Source organism: Marinobacterium sediminicola (assembly GCF_022343685.1).
Classification (GTDB): domain Bacteria; phylum Pseudomonadota; class Gammaproteobacteria; order Pseudomonadales; family Balneatricaceae; genus Marinobacterium; species Marinobacterium sediminicola.
In genome coordinates, this window is record NZ_CP092123.1 from 39,743 (window position 1) to 57,607 (window position 17,865).

Below are 17,865 nucleotides of genomic sequence, written 5' to 3' on the forward strand. Positions count from 1 at the left end.
AGAGTCTGGTCGTCCTGCCGACTTTGCGCCAGGGTTTTAGCCGCGAGAAAACCAGGCATCCTGCCGGTCAAGCCGCCAGAATACCCATGCGCCGGTCAGGCCACGAGCCGCGAACAGGGCGATAAAGGCCAGCCACAGTCCCTGGTTGCCCAGCGATTGACTGAACCACCAGACCGGTGCGAACACCAGCAAAACCGACACCAGCATGGTGTCCTGCATCGCTTTGACTCGGGTCGTGCCGATGAAAATGCCATCCAGCAGAAAACTCCAGGTGCCGATCAGAGGCAGGATGACGATCCACGGCAGGTAGAGCACCGCTTCATGGCGGACTTCGGGGATGTCCGTTAACAGGTGGATGATCGGCTTGCCCCCAAGCCAGAACAGCAGTGTCAGCAAGCAGGCGCTGAGGGCTGACCACAGAGTGGCACAGACAAGAACCCGATAGAATCCGCTGCGTTTTTTCTCCCCCAGCGCCTTGCCTGTCAGTGCTTCGGTGGCATGCGCAAACCCGTCCAGTGCGTTGGAGATCAGCAGCAGAAAGTTGAGCAGCACAGCATTGGCCGACAGAATGGTTGTGCCCTGCTTGGCACCCTGGGCCGTGAAGAAAGCAAAGGTCATCAACAGCAGCAGTGTGCGAACGAACAGGTAGCGGTTTACGCTGATCAGTTCGCGATAGTCGCCAAGGCGGTGAAGTTGTTGCCAGATCCAGCGGCCAGGGAGATGGCCCAGCAGGCGGCGACAGAACCATAACCCCAGCAACAGGCTGAAGTATTCTGCGCAGACGGTGGCCAGTGCCACACCGTCTGCCGCCATGCCAAAGCCGAACACGAACAGCAGGTCGAGCAGCATATTGAGCAGGTTGGTGCTGGTTAACAGGATCAGGGCGATGCGGGTGTTCTGGTTACCAACGAACCAGCCCAGCAAGGCAAAGTTGCATAGCACCGCAGGGGCTCCAAACGCCCGTATTGCCGTGTACTCGGCCGCAGAAGCCAGTACCGTCGGCTCCGGGTCCATCAGCTGTAATGCCAACGAGGTCAGCGGCGTGCGCAAAAGCAGAATCAGTATGCCGATCGTAACGCCGAGGACCAGTGACTGTCCCAGTAAGGTACGAATGCGTTCGCCATCCTGGCGACCACAGGCCTGCGCCACCATGCCGGTCGTGCCCATGCGCAGGAAACCGAATGCCCAGTAGAGGATGGAGAAGATCATGCTGCCAACGGCTACGGCACCCAGATGATGAGGATCGGGCAGATGGCCAATGACGGCGGTATCGACCAGGCCCAGCAGCGGCACGGTGATGTTGGATAGCATCATCGGCCATGCCAGTGACCACACGCGGGCGTGGGTAGCCTTATCGGGCCAGTATGCCGGTCGAATCATCGGGGTTGCAGAGCCCTGATGGGTAGTGTGTACAGCAGCAGGAATTCGATCAGGGCCGTGACGACCACCGAGGGACCTGCAGGGGTATCCCAGAACCAGGAAGCGGAAATGCCACCGGCCACGGCCAGCATGCCCAGTAAAGACGCGAAAACCGCCATCTGCTCCGGCGTTCGGGCAAGACGTCGGGCGGCGGCTGCCGGGATAATGAGCAAGGACGTAATCAGCAGTATGCCGACCAGTTTCATCGCCACGGCGATGACAACGGCAATCAACAGCATCAGTGCCAGCCGAGTGCGTGCGACGGGTACCCCTTCCACCTGTGCCAGCTCTTCATTGATCGTGATCGCAAGCAACGGGTTCCACAAGCGCCAGAGCAGCAGTAGCACCAGGGCGCCACCACCATAGATCCAGTACAGATCAGTCGGGGCAATGGCCAGCAGATCACCGAACAGGTATTCCATCAGGTCGATGCGCACGTTATCCAGCAGTGCGACGGCCACAAGGCCAAGCGACAGTGAACTGTGGGCCATAATACCCAGCAGTGTGTCAGTGGCAACCAGATGCTGGCGCTGCAGTGACACCAGCATGACCGCCAACAGCACGCAACAGGCGACCACGGCCAGATTCAGGTTGATATCGAACAGGAATCCCAACGCTATACCCATCAGTGCCGAGTGAGCCAGGGTATCGCCGAAATAGGCCATGCGGCGCCAGACGACAAACGCACCCAGAGGACCGGCCAGTGCCGCAATACCCAGTCCACCGGCCAGAGCCAGTACAAGAAACTCAGCCACAATGATGTCCGCTACATTCGTCAGGTTGGGGGTGATCGACAATGATGTCGCCGTGGGCGTCGTGCCGGTGCACGTGGTGATGATTGTACAGCGCCAGCGTACTGGCCTGGGCCGGCCCGAAGAGTTCGATGAACGAGGGGTCGCTACTGACATGTTCGGGGTTGCCGGAACAGCAGATATGCTGATTCAGACAGATAACATGATCAGTGGAAGCCATTACCAGGTGCAGGTCGTGGGAGATCATCAACACGCCGCAGCGGCGTTGTTTACGGATATCGGAGATGAGTTGATACAGCTCCAGCTGGCCGTTCAGGTCGACGCCTTGAACGGGCTCGTCCAGGACCAGCAACTCGGGGTCGCGCAACAGTGCGCGCGCCAGCAGTACGCGCTGGGTCTCGCCGCCCGAAAGATTGTGCAGAGAATGTTTGGCCAGGTGTATGGCGCCAACATCCTCCAGTGCCTTTAACATCAGTTGCTTATCGACTTTTTTGGGCGTATTGAGAAAACGTTCCACTGATAATGGCAAGGTGTGATCGATATGGAGTTTCTGCGGCATGTAGCCAATGCGTAAACCGGGCCTTCGCCATACCTTCCCGGTGGAAGGTTTAATCAGCCCCAGCACTACCCTCACCAGAGTGGTCTTGCCCGCCCCATTGGGACCGATCAGCGTTGTGATGCAGTTGTCGTGCAGGTGCAGGTCGATGGTGTTCAAGGCCGTCTGCTTGTTGAACCGGACACTGACCTGCTCGAGGCGCACCAGATCGGGGTTATGTTCAGGCATCCCTTCCCTCCCCGCGCTGACAGTTGGGACAAAGGCCTGTGACTTCGACCGTTTCCTGTTCAATGACAAAGCCGACTGCATGTGCGCTCTGCTCCAGAGAGGCTCGAACTGGTGCTGCATCCAGTTCTGACGTTGAGTGGCACTGCCGGCAAATAAGGAAGCAGCCCTGATGGGACTGTTCTGGATGGGGACAGCCGACAAAGGCATTCAAGGATGCGATGCGATGTACCAGACCCTGCTCCTGCAGAAACTCCAGTGCTCGATAGACGGTCGGTGGTGCAGAATTGAACCCGGCCTCAGCCAGTGCCGGCAGTAGCTCATAGGCGCCGATCGGCTGGTGACTTTGCCAGATCAGTTTCAGCACCAGCTCACGCACCGGTGTCAGACGCTGCTGACGTTCGCGGCAAAGCTGTCGTGCCTGCTGTAGCGCCTGGTCAATGCAGTGCTGATGATCATGGCCGGATTCAAATGCCAGGTTGTCCATAGTTATCCAGTTCGTTTAACCGCTATTCTGTTATATTATAACTTAATTGTTTGAATACATGAGATAGTGCTTTGATGAAATCCCGACTTCGTACAATCATGTCGACCTTCTCTCTCTCGGCAGCGATGCTGGCTGTGCTGCCGGCCGGGGCCGCAGAGGTCGTGACCAGTATCAAGCCATTACAACTGATCACGTCTGCTCTGACCGAGGGCGTAACCCAGCCTGAATTGCTGCTGCCGCCGGACGGCACGCCTCATCACTACGCACTCAAACCGTCTGACATGCGCAAGCTGGCGGATGCCCGTGTTGTGATCTGGGTGGGGCCGGCACTTGAGCAGTTCTTGCAGAAACCATTGTCCCGCACCGGTGCGCAGATTGTAACCCTGCTCCCGGATAGCCAGGCACATGAATCGCATGCAAGGAATGAACACGATGCTCATGACGCTCATGACGCTCATGATGCTCATAAAGAGGAGCAACATAGTGAACATGAGCATCACTCTCACGCTGCCGGTGAGGATCCTCATATCTGGCTGGATCCACTGAATGCGCTGGATATGGCCGATCAGATACTGCCAACCTTGGTTGAAGCCTTTCCGGATCATCAGACTCGATTGCTTGCCAATCGGGAAACTTTCGAACAGGCCGTCCGCAACAAGGATGCGGAGATCCGGGCGCAGCTGGCAGCCGTGCGGATGAATGGATTTTTTGTATTCCACGATGCCTACAGAGGGTTTGTTGATCACTACGGCCTTAACCAGCTGGGCTACTTTACCGTAGATCCGGCACGTAAACCCGGGGCGCGCCATCTGGCCGAGATTCGTCATCAGCTGGAGCAAAGCAAGGCCGTCTGTGTTTTCAGTGAGCCTCAGTTTACCAGTGCGGTTGTCGATGCGATTACCAGTGGCATCGACGTGAATCTGGGGGAGCTTGACCCCTTGGCGCGGGATGTTCAGCCGGGCGTTCATGGCTATACGGACTACCTGCAGATGCTGAGTGACAAGGTTGTTTCGTGCCTGCAGAAAAAATCTGAAGAAAATTAAAAAAGGACTTCACAAGGTCATATGGGGCCGATATAATGCGCCCCACTTTCGAAGCAGATGTGGTGGAATTGGTAGACACGCTAGCTTCAGGTGCTAGTGCCTTCACGGGCGTGGGAGTTCGAGTCTCCCCATCTGCACCACCTTTCATCGACAGATGTAAGGCTCTTCGAAAGCTGAAAATCAAGTGGTAACGCACGTTAAAACGTCACACCCAATGCAGATGTGGTGGAATTGGTAGACACGCTAGCTTCAGGTGCTAGTGCCTTCACGGGCGTGGGAGTTCGAGTCTCCCCATCTGCACCATACGGGTTCGTCCTGAGTTCGGATACAGTTTCCATAATACTTTAAGCAGAATTTCCAAAGCTCCGCGTCTTCGGGCCGTTCCGCGTTTTATTTTCCATCCATGATGTGTGTTTAGCCGCTTGGCAGGGTGTAAACAGCGATCCATCTCATGGATTTCGACGGTCGCGGCAACCAAGGTCAAATGACCCAGGGTTGTCATGCTGTCGTCTCTTTATCTTCCCGCCGTGTGCCTAATTGCTGAAACCCGATAAAGGGTTTGCTGGTATTGGCCAGTATTCACGCACAGTTTGCAGCCATTCCATTATCCACTTCATCAGCGGATACACCTGATTGATCTGGGACGAATAGGCTGTCTGATTATTCTGGATCACGGAATGACAGGGGGTGGACGTAGGCGGTTTTGGGTGTGGCTTCCGTGCCTGTCCCTCTGCTACTTGTCCTGAGCAGTCCAGTAGATAGTAAATGGAGTATATGACACGGTAGTGACACACATTTACTCACATGCAATATCCACAGGGTGTGGCTTGTACACAGCTTATCATTAAAGTGTCCCGCTTTTTCAGTGGCTTCTTTTTTACAAGATATCTATTAACAACCTGTTAGTAACATTCGTTATCCCATCGGCTGGGCGAAAACTGATCAGGATTCTACAAGCCCCGTACTGCAAGGGATGGGGGCAGGTGTTACGACCTTGTTAAAAGCTTACCCACAGATGCGCTCACTGGTGATGTGGATATAAAATCAGAAAAGTTTTCAACACGATCTGCTCGCAACACTGGGGTTCTCAAAGTTATTCAGGCTGCCCACAGGACCTGGTCTGGCTTGTTGATAAAACATCGGGCTGCCAGGAGCAATCGGGAAGCAGTATCGTTCTGGCTCGATGAAGAGTGGATGAGTTGTTGGTAGCGAGCGGAGATCAACGCCGTAAAGCCCAACAGATATACGCTCAGAAGTGATTCAAGCAGGAGCTTGCAATCATCAGGATCAGGCGCCTTGAGCAATCCCCTCGTAATCCAGCATGAAGCGTTCGATTTCGCCGGCGGGCAGTGGGCGAGAGTAGAAATAGCCCTGAATCTGGTGACAGCCTTGGTCAAGCAGGAACTCAACCTGCTCACGAGTCTCCGCACCTTCTGCGATAATCTCCAGCCCCAGGCTCTTGGCGAGCGCAATCACGGCACAGGTAATAGAGATATCTTCTTCATCATGGGGCAGGTCACGCACGAAGGACTGATCGATTTTCAGTTTGGTAACCGGCAACCGTTTCAGATAAGACAGAGATGAGTAACCGGTACCGAAGTCATCCAGCGCGATACGGATACCGGTTTGATGAATCTGTTGCAGCACTTGAATAGCCGCTTCCGGCTTGGTCATCAACTGACTTTCCGTGACTTCGATCTCCAGCCACTCAGTACGAAAGCCGGTCTCTTTGATCAGCTCCAGCAGCGTATCGACAAACTCAAGCTGCTGGAAGTGACGCACGGTCAGATTCACCGAAAGGATGCCGGGGTTCAGGCCTTGCCGGTACCAGCCGGCAAACTGAGCCATCGCCTGACGAATGATTTCCAGATCCAGCTGATGGATCAATCCTGTCGCTTCTGCCAGTGGAATAAAGCGGGCCGGAGGGATCATGCCTTGTTCCGGGTGCTGCCAGCGGGCCAGCGCCTCGAAACCGATAATGGTGCCATTGGCGGCATCAATCTGGGGCTGAAAGAATGGGATCAGCTCTGAATTGAGCAGGGCGGAACGCAGCTGGGCTTCGAGTGACAGACGATCCAGAGCCTTCTGGGTCAGCTCGGTATTGAAATACTGGAAGGTATTGCGACCTTCACTCTTGGCCTGATACATGGCGGCATCGGCTTGCATCAGCAGCTCATTGGCAGTCTGTCCGTGGTCAGGAAAGAGACTGATACCGATGCTGCAACTGGTATAGAGTTCGGTTTGATCGATCTGCAGAGGCCGGCTGATGTTGTGCAGAACTTTTTGCGCGACTTCTGTCGCCTGACTGACGTTATCCACGCCCTCGAGCAGAATGGAGAATTCATCGCCACTCTGGCGCGCCAGCGTATCCGTCGCTCGCAGGCATCGAGTCAGCCGGTTGGTGATGATATTGAGGACCTTGTCCCCGGTATTATGGCCGAGTGAGTCGTTGATGGTTTTGAAGTGATCCAGGTCTACGAAGAGCACGGCGACCTTGTGTCTCTGACGGGCTGCCTGCACGACCGCATGGGTGAGACGCTCATTGAACAGGGTTCGGTTGGCCAGGCCGGTCAGGGCATCATGATGCGCCATGTGGTCCAGCGCATCCTTTTGCGCCTGCAAGTCGAGACGAGACTCACGAATCGACGTGATCATGGTATTGATGCTGTGAGCCAGGGTGCGCACTTCGCGGGGGCCTCTGTCAGGCACCATATGGGTTGGAATACCGCTCTTGTCGGTATTGCCGATGGTCGTGATGATGCTGTTCAGAGGCGTGAGGATAAAGCGCCGAGTCATCATCAGCAGTATCAGGACAATAAGCGTGCAGATGATGAGCGTGTTGATCAGGGACTCTCGAATGATCGCGTTCAGCTTGGCGTCAATCTCAGCACTCGATGCGTAGAGGTGAATTTGGCCGATGAGTTCGCCAGACGCGTTCAGGACGTCGCGGCTGTCCGAGTAATAGCAGTTGTCCAGATGTTTCCAGTGGTTGGGGTTGTCGGGCTCGAAAGTTACCAGCCTGTTGGCTTCTGAACGAAGCTGGCCACTAATGTAAGCGGCTTCACCCAGGATACTGCCCAGTTTGAAGTCCTTGACCAGCACGGCGCAGTTGGCGTTGAGGCTGACTTCATTGATCAGAATCTTTTCATACTCATTGACGGCAAAAGCTTCCATCAGACCGGTAATGTTCTGCTGCAGTGTGTCGAGCTTTCGTGTGGTGCGCTCCTGCATCTCTTCTGACATGCGCTGTTTGGCAATGAAGTAGTCGACGGCAGCACTGCTGGCAACGGTGATGAATACAGTGGGCAGGATGATGCACAGCAACAGGATGAAGATGGAGGGCGTGACCGGCTGGTGATGCATCAGGGTGTGGCCTCCTGCCCCAGAACGTTCCGCCTGATAGTCTTCAGGTTGTCGTCCAGGTTGTCTGCCGAGATGGCCAGCACCGGTAGCTTCTGTTCATGTTCCACGGTCAGTCCCTGCAGGTGCTGATGCAGGTTTTTAACTGCCTGCTCTCCCATCAGGAAGGGCTGCTGCATGGCAGCACCTACCAGTACTCCTGAAGGGATCAACTGCAAGAACTCGGGCTCGGCATCGAAGGTGACCAGCAGAATTTCACCACGGCGGCCCGTATCAGCTATGGCATCCAGCGCAGCCTGGTAACGATCGGACCCCTGCAGCCAGAGGGCGCGCAGATCCGGTATGCTTTCGATCAGCTCACGACTGAAACGATAGGTTTCGTCATGGGAAAAATCCACTTGCTGGCGCATGGCGGCGTTATGGATACCGGCTTCGTCCAGTGCCTTCATGAACCCTGCGGTACGGGCCTGACCGTTTAGACGTTTTTGCGGGATGGCGATGATACCGACGCGGCCCTGTTGCCATCCCCGGACCTCAAGGGCATGCGTCAGCACCTGACCAATTCGGTAGGCACCGGTGTAATTGTCCGACGAAATATAGCTGATATAGCCATCGGAATCGGCACCGATATCGGCAATGACCACGGGTATACCCGCCCGGTCGGCCAGCTTGATCAGCGTGGCTGCGGCCGAAGAGTTGGTGGGGGAGATGATCAGCCCTTCAGCCTTCTGCTTGATGGCGTCAGCGATCAGCTCGAGCTCCCGCCGTGCGTCATTATGAGCGCTGTAGATGTCAATGCCGTAACCTAATTCGTGCGCCTGGCGCCGAATGCCGCGTGCCATGATATCCCAGAACGGGATGCGGGTATCCGAGGTGATGTAGACCAGGCGGGGCTGAACAGTATTTTCAGCGGTGGTCATCCTTTCCGTGGCCAATGCGGGAAGTGCCAGCATGCAACTGAGCAACCCGGTCAACATGAGTTGTTTCAGCATAACGAAGGTGGCCGATAAGTCCTTAGGCATAGCGTACAGGTCCAAGGCTGTAGTTCCCGATTGAGATCTAGAGTACCACTATCCCTGTCGAGTTGAAGCCAGGATACAGGCTGAATTTGTCTAAGGTCATGGTCCGAAGAGTCAGTGACAGTCTGATGACAGGCTATGGATTCGCTTATGGCGACCATCAGCGATCAAAGGCTGTGGTTCTTGTTTGTGCTGGGCTGGATGAAAAAATTACTGATAGATATCACCCAACCTGAATTTTTCCTTAATTTGTGTGTGGTTGTTCGGAGACGCTTCTGTTATACCTTGGTACACCATCATGTTGTGATCGCATTCAGTCATGCGATAAAAGGTGCCAGAAAAAATGAAAAAAAACCTGCCCGTTACACATGTAGAAGAAGATTACCCCGCGTCAGCGAACATCCTCTCAACGACCAACCTCAAGGGTGCGATCACCTACGTCAATGAGGACTTCATCAAGGTCAGTGGATTCCACACCGATGAGCTGCTTGGTCAGAATCACAACATTGTCCGCCATCCGGACATGCCGCCAGCGGCATTCGGTCAGCTGTGGGGCACCGTCAAGTCTGGCGAGTCCTGGATGGGCATGGTCAAAAACCGTTGCAAGAACGGCAACCACTACTGGGTTGACGCCTATGTAACACCGATCAAAAAGGGTGGTGCGGTCGCCGAATACCAATCGGTGCGTCGTAAGCCGGCACGAGAGTTCGTTCAGCGTGCCGAGGAGGTGTACCCTCAACTGATGGCCGGCAAGACACCGAGAGTCCTCAAAAATACCCTGTCTCTCAGCAGTAAAACCCTGCTTTGGCTGCTGTTGCCCCTGCTCAGTATTTTCCTGTCGGCATGGCTGGTGCCTGAGCCCGGCGTGGCGCAATGGGCTGTTGCCTGTTCGGGTGTCATTCTGGCTGCTCTGGGACAGATGTTGACGCTTCAACCGCTGAAACTGGCTATGAGCAAGGCATCCAGCGTGATAAACAACCCGGTGGCGCGCTATATCTACACGGGGCGCCGGGATGATGTGGGCCAGCTGCTGCTGGCAATGAAAGCGCTTGAGTCCGAAACTGCGGGTCTGATTGGCCGTATTGCCGATTCAGCTGCGCACATGATGCATAGCTCCAGCAGCCTGGGGGAAGCGGTTGCCCGCTCACGGGATGGTGTTCAGAGCCAGTTTGCAGAAACCGATCAGGTGGCTGCGGCGGTGAATGAAATGTCCGCGAGCATCCAGGAAGTGGCTGATAACGCCCAGAGTACCTCGGTCAATGCCAATGAGGGGCGCAGCCAGGTGGAGCAGGGACGTAAGGTCGTGACCGACATGGTGGACCTCATCGCATCCCTTGAAGGTCAAATCAAGCAGGCCGCTGATGTGATCGGCCAGGTACAGAGCAGCAGCACTCAAATCTCGACAGTGCTGAACGTCATCAATGAAATTGCCGAGCAAACCAATCTGCTGGCGCTGAATGCCGCCATTGAAGCGGCGCGTGCGGGTGAAGCCGGTCGAGGCTTCGCGGTCGTAGCCGATGAAGTGCGCTCTCTGGCCAGCCGCACCGGCAACTCAACCGATGAGATCCGCAAGATCATCGAACAGCTGCAAAGCAACTCGGGCATGGCCGTTCAGGTGATGGAAGCCGGTCAGCGGCAGACTGAACAGTGTGTGCACCAGGGCAGTGTCACCGTGTCCTCTCTGGAAGAGATCTGGCGTTCCATCAACCAGATTCATGAAATGAGCATGCAGATCGCGACGGCCGTCGAGCAGCAAAGTGGTGTGGCCGACGAAATCAATCGCAGTGTGGTGACCATACGGGACATGTCGGAGCAGAACCTGGAGGTCGCCGGTGAGTCAGGCTCAGCCAGTGCAGAAGTACTGGGTGTCGCCACCGGGTTCAGGGATCTGGCGAATCAGTTCTGGGCCCAGCAGGGCCGCTGATACCTGGCGAAGACATGATTGAGATGATCAGGCTTGATCCCGGCTCGGCGCGGCTGGAATACGAATGGGAACGGCAGTTTGCGGCACTGAACCAGCATGCCATTGTCAGTGTGGCCGATGCTGCCGGCCGTATTACCTATGTGAACGACCTGTTCTGCGAGATCAGCGGATATCGCCGTGATGAACTGTTGGGTAACACCCATCGAATCGTGAAGTCTGACCGGCATGAGCCAGCCTTCTACGAAGACATGTGGCGGACCATCACCTCGGGCCGTTTGTGGAAAGGAGAGGTCTGTAATCGTCGAAAGGACGGAACGCTCTACTGGGTGGAGTCCACGATTACGCCTTTCCTGAATGCTCAGGGAAAACCGTTTCAGTACGTTTCCATTCGCACCGATATCACTCACGTTCAGGCGGTTCAGGAGAAGCTGCTCAGGCAGAGCGAGATGCAGCAGTGCCTGACGCGGGTGGCCCAGCGCCTGTTGGCGCTGCAGCCTTCAAACTATGGGCAGGTCTTGCATGAGGTGCTGGCAGACGCAGCCACAGTGCTTGGTGCCGGCAGTGCCTCGCTCTTCCGAGTCGAACGAGGGGCTCTCGTGTTGCAAACTGACTGGCCCTTGGCCAACGGTGACGCAGTCCGGCAACGACCACTCGACGCGGCCTTGAACTCGTTCATGCATGATCTCGGATCCAGCCGGGATCGGGCGCGATTCTTTACACTCGCAGATCTGGCTCAGGCAGTCCCCGGCCTTTCGGCAGAACAGTACCAGGGGGATTTGCTTGTTGTGCCCCTGAATGGCGAGCGCCGAATGGAAGGAGTCATCCTGTTCTCGTCGGAGCAATTGCAACCGACATGGCGTGAAGAATGTGGTGACCAGGTTGTACTGCTGGCCAACATGTTGCTCAGTGCCATGGCCCGATTCAACACAACCCGGGAGTTGGCAGCGACCGAAGAGCGTCTGCGTCTGGGGCAGAAATTTGCCAATATCGGTACCTGGGAAAGTGATCTGGTCTCCGGTGAGTTTTTCTGGTCAGAGCAGATCCCCTCGCTGTTCGGTTTCCCTGATCAGCTTCAGCCAAGCCTGGGGCAATTGTTCCGTGCGGTGCATCCGGAAGATCGAGATCTGTTCAGGGAAGCGCACTTCAACGGCTTTGAAGCTGAAAGCAGTTACGAGATCGAATACAGAATTATCAGGCAGGACTCCGCGGACGAAGTGCGTTGGCTGATGGAGCGTGGCACCCTGGTGCAGGGCGGCAATGACTCACCGGCCAAGCTGCTCAGCGTGGTGCAGGATATTACCGAGCGCAAGGAAACACAGCTCAGGCTTGAAAAGCGAGAGGCCGAGCTGCAAAGCGCTCAGCGCCTGGCGAGAATCGGCAACTGGAGCTACACCTACGTTACTGATCGTCTGCAGTGGTCGGACATCGCCGCCGAAATTTATGGTGGTCAGTCAGCGCAGGAGCCTCCCAGCATTCACGCCTTCTGGGAGCTTGTCCATCCGAGTGACCGTACCCTCGTGCAGCAGGCCTATGCAAAATCCACGGTGTCGGGTGGATTTGATGTCATTAACCGCATCATCCGTCCTGATGGCTCAATGGGTTATGTTCATCAACTGGGCCAGCCTGAAAGGGATGCAGCCGGTAACCTGATTGGCCTGTCCGGTACGGTGCAGGATATTACCGAGCGGGTTGAGTCGGAGCGCAAACTGAGGGAAACGGAAGAGCGCTTTGCGTTCGCGGTTGAAGGGGCCGGCGACGGGATCTGGGACTGGAATATCAGCACCGGTGCCATGACGCATTCCCGGCTTTATATGGAGATGCTGGGCTACGAGCAGGATGAACTGCCACACCATATCAGCACCTGGACCGAGAGTGTGCATCCTGATGATATGCCTGGAGTCAGCCAAATTCTGGAAGACTATCTGGCGGGCAGGCGAGAGCGCTATCACGTTGAGCTGAGACTGAGGTGCAAAAACGGCCGTTACAAATGGGTCCTGTGCCGTGGCGTCGTGGTAGAGCATGACTCTGATGGCAAACCCTTGCGGATGATCGGGATCCACAGTGACATCACGCGGATGAAAGAGGATGAAGCCGCATTGATTGCTGCACGCAATGAAGCTGAGCGTGCCAACCGCGCCAAGTCCCACTTCCTGTCCAGTATGAGCCATGAGTTGCGCACGCCCATGAATGCCATTCTGGGCTTTGGCCAGTTAATGGAATATGACGTCGACCTGGCAGCAGAACACAAGGACAGCGTGCATGAAATTCTTAAAGCGGGGCGCCATCTGCTTGATTTGATCAACGAAATCCTTGATCTTGCCAAGGTCGAATCGGGTCATATGACGATCTCGCTGGAACCGGTTGATCTGTCCGATCTGGTCAGCGAGAGCTGCAGCCTGGTTCGTCCCTTGGCCAGGGATAGAGGCATCAGGCTGCTGGCCGATCATCTCGAACCCGTGCGGGTCATCGCCGATAAGACGCGGCTCAAGCAGGTGATCCTGAATCTGCTGTCAAATGCGGTCAAATACAACCGTGATCATGGCAGTGTCTCACTCTGCAGTGAACTGCGTGAGGGCAATGTGCTGCGGCTGATATTTGAGGATACCGGGTATGGCATTTCATCCGAAGGTCTGGAAGGGCTGTTTCAGCCGTTTAACCGCATCGGAGCCGAGAAAAGCGGTATCGAAGGCACAGGGATTGGGCTGACGTTGACCAAGCAGCTGGTTGAACTGATGGGGGGGAGCATAGGGGCAGACAGTCAGTTGAACATCGGCAGCCGCTTCTGGATTGATATGCCTTTGGACACTGAGGCAGAGCCAGAAGATGACTTGCCGGCTGCAACCAGGACGGTTGCCACCGAGCAGAGAATGCCCTGCAAGACGGTTGTCTATGTGGATGATAATCCGTCAAATATCAAGCTGATACGCGGGATACTGGGGCGCTACCCGGGCGTTCAACTCCTGGATGCCCATACGCCAGACCTGGGGATAGAGCTGGTTAAACAATCGCATCCGGATCTGGTGATTCTGGACATCAACATGCCTGGCCTGGATGGCTACCAGGTGCTGAAGATTCTGAAGCAGATACCGGCATTCGCCGATACGCCGATCATCGCCCTGACCGCCAACGCCATGAGCAGGGATATTGAGAAAGGGTTAGCGGCCGGATTCAAGCGCTATTTGACCAAACCGCTTGAAGTGCCCGTGCTTCTCGAGGCGATTGAGGAGATTCTGGTACTGGATCAGGAGACTGGGTAAGCGTTCAACAGTTGTTGCCTGTTTGACGCAATCGGTTGAATGGGCCTTCTGCCCGCCTGTATCGGGAAAGGACTGTCAGGCCGGTCGATAGCCGGATGCGGCTGTAACTGTCAGATTCCAGTGATCGCTGGGCGAGGAGGCTGTCAAATTCCGGAAACAAAAAAGCCCCGTTTTCACGAGGCTTTTTTGAGGAATCTTGGTGCCCAGAGGCGGAATCGAACCACCGACACGGGGATTTTCAATCCCCTGCTCTACCGACTGAGCTATCTGGGCAACGGGGGCGTATTTAATCGGAAACCGCCCCACAGGTCAAGCACTTGCCGAAATTATTTTTCCGGCGGCACGTAACCTTCAGCCTGATCGTACTCTTCACCGGAGAGGAACTTTTCCATTTCCTGCTGCAGGTACTTGCGGCTCTCCGGATCCATCAGGTTCAAGTGCTTCTCGTTGATCAGCATGGTCTGATGATCGGTCCATTCTTGCCAGGCCTTCTTGGATACATTGTCGAAGATGTTCTGACCCAGTTCGCCGGGGTAAGGCGGGCGGTCCAGTCCTTCCAGTTCCTGTTTGTACTTGCGGCAGAAAACGGTACGGCTCATTGATGATCTCCGGTTCAGCTGGCGTAGCGCTCAAGCAGTCGCTTGACCGGTGCCGCCAGGCCAATATTTGCGGGTTGCTCCACGTTATACCAGAGTGCCGGCGTGCCTTCCATGACAGAGTTTGTGGGGTTTTTGGCCTGCACCCGTGCGGGAGTGATATCCAGATGGTAGTGACTGAAGGTATGGCGCAACGGCTCCAGCACTTCAGTGGCACTGTCGTCCAGTTCCAGCCCGAGGGTTGAAGGGGCGTCACGCAGGTCGGCGACTTCGGGCAAGCTCCAAAGCCCGCCCCAGATGCCGCTGGGAGGGCGTTGTTGCAAGAGTACCTCACCATTCTCGTTGCGGAGCAACAGCATCATGGTCTGCTTGACCGGCAAGGTTTTCTTCGGGCGGGGAGAGGGCAAGCGATCGGTCAGGTTCAAGGCTCTGGCCTGACAATCGGCCTGCAAGGGACAGAGCAGACAGCCGGGTTTGCTGCGCGTACAGACCGTTGCCCCCAGATCCATCATCGCCTGGGTGTAGTCGCCCACGCGATGGTCCGGCGTATTACGTTCGGCATGCGCCCAGAGCTCTTTCATCACGGCGGGAGTACCCGGCCAGCCTTCCACGGCGTAGAAACGGGCCAGTACACGTTTGACGTTGCCATCGAGAATGGCGGCACGTCGTCCGGTCGAGATGGAGATGATGGCGCCTGCCGTGGATCGGCCGATGCCGGGCAAGGCCTCCATCTCTTCGACGCTTTTGGGGAAGTCGCCACCCAGGTCACGACTGACGATGCGTGCAGCCTTGTGCAGGTTGCGGGCACGGGCGTAGTAGCCCAGCCCGGTCCACAGATGCAGTACCTCGTCCTGATCGGCGTCTGCCAGATCATGTACGGTCGGGAAACGCGCGATAAAACGCTGGAAGTAGGGGATGACCGTTTTCACCTGGGTCTGTTGCAGCATAATCTCCGAGATCCAGGTGAAGTAGGCGGTTTTCTCGGCCTGCCAGGGCAGGTCGTGGCGGCCGTGCTGGTCAAACCAGGCCAGCACGGCGCTGTGGAACTGCTCAGATGTCATCGGCCGAACAGCCCCTTGAGCACCTGACCGGCGCCTTCCTCGCCCAGTTTTTCCTTCAGTTTTTCCTCGACCTGACTGCCCACTTTCTCTTCCACCTTACGTTTGGCTTCTGCCTTGATGATGTTGGAGATGAAGCTGGTATCGAGACGGCACAACTTGGCAGGTTCATCGTAGAAACCACCCTTACAGTTGACCGGTACCTCCACCCCTTCCAGTCGATTGTTTACCGAGCAGCTTTCGTTGAACAGGTTGCCTTCCAGGGTCAGGCCCACGCGATAGTCCAGCGCCTGCTGAGGCAGGTTAACGTTGCCCCGGCCAGCGACTGTCATGGCATCCAGTCTGGCCGTCAGATCGTTGTTGCTGACGACCCCGTTACGCATGTTGAAGTTCGCACCCAGATCGGCGAAGGGCGTGGTTTTGTCTACCTGCTCGGCGTTGATCCAGAGTGCGGACAGGTTGTTGATGCCCTGGCACATGGACTGGGCAGCGTCGATACCCTTGAGCAGGCCTTCAGCCATCTGCACGTTGGCGCTGCCGTTCAGAGAGTTGACCCAGGCGTGAATCGACTGGCCACTCATGCTGATGTCGGCGCGGCTGTCCAGCTTGCCTGCCACAACGTCGGTATCGGCCAGTGTTTTCAGGGCGTTACCCAGCTGCAAACCGGTTACACGGGGTGCCAGGCTGATGCGCAGAGGCGCCTTGCGGGCATCCAGCTGAGCGGTGGTACTGATCTGGCCTTCAAAGGCACTGGTGTTGAAGCGGGTCAGTTTGATCAGGCCGTTGCTGGCAGCGAGGGTCAATCCCGGCTTGCCCAACTGAATACCATTGATCTTCAGGCTTTCGAGATCAAGTTCGGCATTGAGATTGAGCGCGCGCAGGGGTTCCATGGGGATGATTTCATCCTTGGGCCAGCCTTTGCTTGAGCCAGAACCCGCCTGGGCCTGAGACGGGGTCGTCTCGGTTGCCGGCGGCAAATAGCGGTCGGCATCCAGTGCATTACCCTTGAGCTTCAGACCGATCTGCTGGCTATCCAGGCCGAAACTGGCCTCACCGTTAAATTGGGTATCGTCCAGCTGCAGGCTCAAGGGCTTCAGCTGAACGGTACCGGCAGGGCCTCCCAGGGTGGCGCTGAAGGCGAGAGCGGTCAAAGCGTTCTTGTCGCTGGTTTCCGGAGCTGCCTGGCCAAGGGTGGTCAGTAGCTGTTTAAGGTTGAACGTATTGCTGCTCAGCTGACCACTGAGCTGAGGCTGACTGAAGCTGCTCAGGCTGAGTTCGCCGCTGAGGGTCAGAGGATCAGCATCAATCTTCAGCTGGCGAATATCGACCTGTTGCTCATTGAGACGGGCGTCCAGGTCGGCGGCAAGGCCGAATTTCAATGCCGCCGGAATGCTGGCGCCTTCAATCAGTTCCAGTGTGCTGGTCAGGCCGGACAGCTGGTAACGGTTGCCTGCCAGATCGAGTGTTACCTGAGTTTCGAGCGTGGCGCGGCTGTGCAGTTGCAGCTGTTCAGCAGTGAATTGACGCAGGCTGGCTCCCAGCTCCAGTGGGAACGCCTCTCCTTCGCTGATCCGGCCTGACGTCAGGTTGAGATCACTCAGTTCGATACGACTGTTATTCGCCTGATCGGTAAAGGTCAGCGCAGCGTTGCGGATCTCGATCGCTTCGATATCGATCGAAAGGCCTTTTTCACGTGAGCTTGATGCCGCGCTGTCCGACTCCCCTGATGTCTGGTCCTGTGCTTCGCCGCCAGCCGCGGGGCTGGTCGGGGTCCAGTTATTGCCGCCCTGACGGTCCTGTACCAGCTCCAGTGCAAGGCCGTCGACCAGCAGTCGGTTCATTTGCAGTTCGCCACCGATCAGGGCGGGAATGCTGACCGAGACTTCGGCACGGTTCAATTGACCCAATGCCGGCTTGTTAGGGTAGCTGACCCCAATCTGGTTCAGTTCCAGCGCCAGCCAAGGGTAGAAGGACCAACCGATATCACCGTCGATCTTCAGTTCGATGCCAGCCTGCTCGAGCGCCGCATTACGGATCTCGTTCTTGTAGTCGTTGGGGTCGATCAGTGTGGTAAGGGCTGCCAGTGCAACTCCGATCAGGAGCAGCAGGCCCAGCAGCAGGGCGAAAATCAGCTTGATTGCTTTCATGAAAGGTCCCGTCATTTCCCTG

General features: G+C 56.3%; 12 protein-coding genes and 3 tRNA genes. 5 read left to right on the plus strand and 10 right to left on the minus strand.

What is annotated here, in order from left to right; genetic code table 11:
• Positions 1 to 36 precede the first annotated feature (36 nt).
• From LN244_RS00175 to LN244_RS00190, 4 genes are read right to left on the minus strand one after another with little or no spacing between them, the layout of a single operon-like run.
• Positions 37 to 1,380, minus strand: coding sequence for an MATE family efflux transporter (locus LN244_RS00175; RefSeq protein ID WP_239040852.1), 1,344 nt, complete (start codon positions 1,378 to 1,380; stop codon positions 37 to 39).
• Positions 1,377 to 2,174, minus strand: a complete 798-nt coding sequence (gene znuB, locus LN244_RS00180; RefSeq protein ID WP_239040853.1) for a zinc ABC transporter permease subunit ZnuB — start codon at positions 2,172 to 2,174, stop codon at positions 1,377 to 1,379. The genes LN244_RS00175 and znuB overlap by 4 nt, the downstream gene beginning before the upstream one ends.
• A complete protein-coding gene (znuC, locus tag LN244_RS00185) occupies positions 2,167 to 2,955 on the minus strand; it encodes a zinc ABC transporter ATP-binding protein ZnuC (protein WP_239040854.1) in 789 nt (262 codons plus the stop codon). The genes znuB and znuC overlap by 8 nt, the downstream gene beginning before the upstream one ends.
• Positions 2,948 to 3,439 carry a Fur family transcriptional regulator gene (locus LN244_RS00190; RefSeq protein ID WP_239040855.1) on the minus strand — a complete coding sequence of 164 codons (492 nt, stop codon included), beginning with the start codon at positions 3,437 to 3,439 and terminating at the stop codon, positions 2,948 to 2,950. Before LN244_RS00190 ends, znuC begins: the two co-directional genes overlap by 8 nt.
• 74 nt (positions 3,440 to 3,513) lie before the next feature.
• Here LN244_RS00190 and znuA point away from each other — a divergent pair, with 74 nt between their 5' ends.
• From znuA to LN244_RS00205, 3 genes are all read left to right on the plus strand, one after another.
• A complete protein-coding gene (gene znuA / locus LN244_RS00195; RefSeq protein ID WP_239040856.1) occupies positions 3,514 to 4,482 on the plus strand; it encodes a zinc ABC transporter substrate-binding protein ZnuA in 969 nt (322 codons plus the stop codon).
• Between the two features lie 53 nt (positions 4,483 to 4,535).
• A tRNA-Leu gene (locus LN244_RS00200) sits at positions 4,536 to 4,622 on the plus strand.
• A gap of 76 nt (positions 4,623 to 4,698) precedes the next feature.
• A tRNA-Leu gene (locus tag LN244_RS00205) sits at positions 4,699 to 4,785 on the plus strand.
• A 984-nt stretch (positions 4,786 to 5,769) separates the two neighbouring features.
• On the opposite strand, the gene LN244_RS00210 is transcribed toward LN244_RS00205, so the two are convergent.
• On the minus strand, positions 5,770 to 7,845 hold the full coding sequence (locus LN244_RS00210; protein ID WP_239040857.1) for a putative bifunctional diguanylate cyclase/phosphodiesterase: 2,076 nt from the start codon (positions 7,843 to 7,845) through the stop codon (positions 5,770 to 5,772).
• The gene (locus LN244_RS00215; RefSeq protein WP_239040858.1) at positions 7,845 to 8,864 is read right to left on the minus strand and encodes a substrate-binding domain-containing protein; all 1,020 of its coding nucleotides are present in this window, start codon (positions 8,862 to 8,864) and stop codon (positions 7,845 to 7,847) included. Before LN244_RS00215 ends, LN244_RS00210 begins: the two co-directional genes overlap by 1 nt.
• A gap of 340 nt (positions 8,865 to 9,204) precedes the next feature.
• On the opposite strand from LN244_RS00215, the gene LN244_RS00220 reads away from it, so the two are divergent.
• Together LN244_RS00220 and LN244_RS00225 are read left to right on the plus strand one after the other, a co-directional pair.
• On the plus strand, positions 9,205 to 10,785 hold the full coding sequence (locus LN244_RS00220) for a methyl-accepting chemotaxis protein (RefSeq protein WP_239040859.1): 1,581 nt from the start codon (positions 9,205 to 9,207) through the stop codon (positions 10,783 to 10,785).
• 14 nt (positions 10,786 to 10,799) lie between these two features.
• Positions 10,800 to 14,042 (plus strand): PAS domain-containing protein, encoded by a 3,243-nt coding sequence (locus LN244_RS00225; RefSeq protein WP_239040860.1) that lies wholly within the window; start codon positions 10,800 to 10,802, stop codon positions 14,040 to 14,042.
• Positions 14,043 to 14,239: 197 nt separating this feature from the next.
• On the opposite strand, the gene LN244_RS00230 is transcribed toward LN244_RS00225, so the two are convergent.
• The 4 genes from LN244_RS00230 to LN244_RS00245 all read right to left on the minus strand — a co-directional run bounded on the left by LN244_RS00230 (position 14,240) and on the right by LN244_RS00245 (position 17,843).
• Positions 14,240 to 14,315 (minus strand) — tRNA-Phe (locus LN244_RS00230).
• A 53-nt stretch (positions 14,316 to 14,368) separates the two neighbouring features.
• Complete coding sequence (locus tag LN244_RS00235; protein WP_239040861.1) at positions 14,369 to 14,641, minus strand: oxidative damage protection protein; 273 nt, start codon at positions 14,639 to 14,641, stop codon at positions 14,369 to 14,371.
• A 14-nt stretch (positions 14,642 to 14,655) separates the two neighbouring features.
• The gene (gene mutY, locus LN244_RS00240) at positions 14,656 to 15,699 is read right to left on the minus strand and encodes an A/G-specific adenine glycosylase (protein ID WP_239040862.1); all 1,044 of its coding nucleotides are present in this window, start codon (positions 15,697 to 15,699) and stop codon (positions 14,656 to 14,658) included.
• The gene (locus LN244_RS00245) at positions 15,696 to 17,843 is read right to left on the minus strand and encodes an AsmA family protein (protein WP_239040863.1); all 2,148 of its coding nucleotides are present in this window, start codon (positions 17,841 to 17,843) and stop codon (positions 15,696 to 15,698) included. The genes mutY and LN244_RS00245 overlap by 4 nt, the downstream gene beginning before the upstream one ends.
• Positions 17,844 to 17,865 lie beyond the last annotated feature (22 nt).